General features: G+C 42.6%; 4 protein-coding genes. 3 read left to right on the top strand and 1 reads right to left on the bottom strand.

The genetic code is table 11. The features are described from left to right. A partial coding sequence (zwf, locus tag B4K20_RS03710) for a glucose-6-phosphate dehydrogenase (protein ID WP_289281933.1) occupies positions 1–1,234 on the top strand: 1,234 nt, incomplete at its 5' end. Positions 1,235–1,296: 62 nt separating this feature from the next. Here the strand turns inward: zwf and asd are convergent. Beyond that, complete coding sequence (gene asd / locus B4K20_RS03715) at positions 1,297–2,187, bottom strand: archaetidylserine decarboxylase (protein WP_289281934.1); 891 nt, start codon at positions 2,185–2,187, stop codon at positions 1,297–1,299. Positions 2,188–2,270: 83 nt separating this feature from the next. Between asd and B4K20_RS03720 the strand changes: the two genes are divergently transcribed. Continuing rightward, positions 2,271–2,684, top strand: a complete 414-nt coding sequence (locus B4K20_RS03720; protein ID WP_289281935.1) for a flagellar basal body-associated FliL family protein — start codon at positions 2,271–2,273, stop codon at positions 2,682–2,684. Positions 2,685–2,732: 48 nt separating this feature from the next. Beyond that, the gene (locus B4K20_RS03725) at positions 2,733–3,227 is read left to right on the top strand and encodes a flagellar basal body-associated FliL family protein (RefSeq protein WP_286303973.1); all 495 of its coding nucleotides are present in this window, start codon (positions 2,733–2,735) and stop codon (positions 3,225–3,227) included. Positions 3,228–3,296 lie beyond the last annotated feature (69 nt).

Here is a 3,296-nt window from a genome sequence, read left to right on the forward strand (position 1 = left end):
AATTCACTACTTCAAATGTGATATCAACGATGCTTTCAGCTATCACGAACTCAACAAACTGATCACTTCAGAAGAGAATAATTTCTCTCAGAATATCGTTTTCTATCTCTCAATTGCGCCAGCATTATTCGGCGTCGTAGGTGATCAATTAGCCGCTGTTGGTTTAAATAAGGAAGACAACGGCTGGCGCCACTTGGTCGTTGAAAAACCATTTGGTTATGACCAGAAGAGTGCTGAAGAATTAGAAGGCATCTTGCGCAAAAACTTCACCGAACAACAAACTTACCGTATCGATCACTACCTGGGTAAAGGTACCGTTCAAAATATTTTTGTATTCCGTTTTGCTAACTTGTTACTCGAGCCATTATGGAACCGTAACTACATTGATCATGTTCAAATTACGCATGCTGAACAACAAGGTGTAGGCGGTCGTGCTGGTTACTATGATACCTCTGGTGCGCTTCGCGATATGATTCAGAGTCACTTGATGCAGGTAATGGCATTAGTCGCGATGGAACCACCAGCAGATTTAGGTGATGAATCTCTACGTGATGAAAAAGTAAAAGTCTTAAAAGCCATCCGCCCTATCACTGAAGATATCGTTGATGATCATGCGTTTCGTGCGCAATATGCGGCCGGTGAAGTCAACGGTAAAAAAGAACCGGGTTACCTGGAAGATGATGAAGTACCGAATGATAGCGTGACGGAAACCTACGCAGCTATGAAATTGTACATTGATAACTGGCGCTGGCGTGGCGTGCCGTTCTACTTAAGAACGGGTAAATGTATGCCTGAATCTAAAGCGATGATTGCTATCCGCTTTAAGAAACCACCCCAAGAGTTATTTAAAGACACTGTAATTGGTGACAGTCATGCCAACTGGATTGTGATGGGTCTGCAACCAGACAACACCTTACGTATCGAATTGCAAGCCAAGCAGCCTGGTCTGGAATTAAACAACCATACTGTGGCGCTTGAAACTGTTGAAAATGAAGATACTAAGCATCGCTTGGATGCCTATGAAGCATTAATTCTGGATGCAATTTTAGGTGACCGTTCGCTGTTCTTGCGTTCAGATGAAGTTAATCTGGCTTGGAAAGTGGTCGATCCTGTCATCGAGAAATGGGCAAAAGATAAAGGCTTCGTTCATACCTACCCTGCAGGCACTTGGGGACCTGAAGAAGTCAGTCGTATTCAGGATAATTCATGTCACGCATGGCGTAACAATATCTAAGCAGATACGCTCACAAAAAAGCCGGCTAGTAGCCGGCTTTTTTATTTCATCTGCAAACAAACTTAGTTCATCGCCTGTCCCAGTTGAATTTTTTCCTCTGGCTGCCATGCTTGATTAAATGGTTTCATGCCGACGGGTAGTAACATCACTACAGTTGACCCCATATTAAACCGACCCATTTCCTGACCTTTTTCGAATGACAACGCTTCATCACCTTCATAAGTCCAGTTTTGTATGCTTTTACCGTAAGGAGGCGTTATCTGACCTGCCCATACCGTTTCCATACTGCCAACAAAAATAGCCCCAACAAGCACGAGAGTCACATCGCCAAAGTCGGTATCAAACACACAGATAACGCGTTCATTTCGGGCGAAGAGTCTAGGCACGGCTCTCGCCGTCCGCGGATTCACTGAGAATAGTTTACCCGGCACATAACGCATGGACTTCAGTTTTCCCGCTATTGGCATGTGAATACGATGGTAATCACGCGGCGAGAGATAAATAGTGGCAAATTGTCCTTGCTGATACTGCTCAGCCAATGCCTTATCTCCTCCCAACAATTCTTCTACTGTATAGCTTCGTCCTTTTGCTTGCACAATACTTTGTCCAATAATTGGACCCAGCTGACTAATGGCACCATCAACAGGAGAAACAATAACCTCTTCACCTGTAGCGATGGGACGAATACCTGCTCGCAACTCACGCGTAAAAAAGGCATTAAAACTGGCGTAATAAGCGCGATCTGAAACGGCGGCCTCGCTGAGATTAACGTTGAACTTCCAGGTAATAAACCGAATGAATGCATTTTTAAACCACTTTACCTGGCTACGAGTTAAGGCATGCATAACAACAGATAAGGCATGCTGTGGAATCACATATTGTGGCAGCGTCAAAATCACATCAGAGACTTTGCTAAACCAAGAAGCTTGTGGGTGTTTTTGCGTTTTACTCATGCCTGCCTCTTTAACCAATTGCCTAAGCTTGTCATAATTCTGTGTAAACCTTTTTCATAAGAAATCATGGAGTATATCAAGCAATGAAGAAATCGCTGTCGCTAATCATTTTATTATTCTTTTATGCCTTAGTGACGCCAACATTTGCTGATGACGATGAGAGTGAAAAAACACCCTCTGTGTATTACAAAATTGAAGAGCCATTTACTATCAACTTTGTGAATCAAAGTCAGAAACGGGCCCGTTATCTTCAAATCAAAGTTGCTCTGATGGCCAAAGATCAAAAAGCACTCGACAATGCAGTGTTAAACCTGCCAATGATTCAGGATGAACTCAGAACATTGTTTTCACAGCAGACCTATGAATCACTCAACACGCTGCAGGGACGAGAAGAGTTAGATAAAAAAGCCACAGAACAAGTGAGAAACATTTTAGAGCAAGAAACAGGTAACCCTGAAATCGAAAAAGTTTACTTCACAAGCTTTATCATCCAATAGTCGGCACAGTACTTGCTATCTTGAAATTAACAAATTGGAAACAGCACTATGGCAGAAGAACGCGAAGATATTGAAATTACAGAAGGCAAAGGTGGTAAGAAAAAACTCATCATCATTATCGTTGTCGCTTTACTATTGATAGGTGGTGGAGTCGCCGCCTTTTTCATGATGAGTGGCGGTGATGAACCCGAGGAAGAAAAAGCTGAAGTCAAACAGCCACCTATCTACTACGCGATTGAAGAACCGTTTATCGTCAACTTCTCTGAACAAAGCAAAGGGGAAGTGAAATATATGCAGATCAAACTCAAGGTAAAAGCGCGTTCTCAGGATGTTATTGATGCTGTGACATTGAACTTACCAGCCATTCAACATGAATTAAATATGCTGTTCTTTAGTCAAAATTATGACGAATTACAAACTATCGAGGGAACAAAAGCACTTCAACAGTCCAGCTTGAATACCATCAATGAGATTCTTAAAAACGAGTCTTCTGTTGATGAACAGTTGGAAGCCGTCTACTTCACCAGCTTCATAATGCAATAACTATGGCCGTTCATGACATCCTCTCACAAGATGAAGTAGATGCACTGCTCAATGGCTTGGGCGATGGCG

It is taken from the genome of Methylophaga sp. UBA5088, assembly GCF_002414625.1.
Taxonomy (GTDB): Bacteria; Pseudomonadota; Gammaproteobacteria; order Nitrosococcales; family Methylophagaceae; genus Methylophaga; species Methylophaga marina.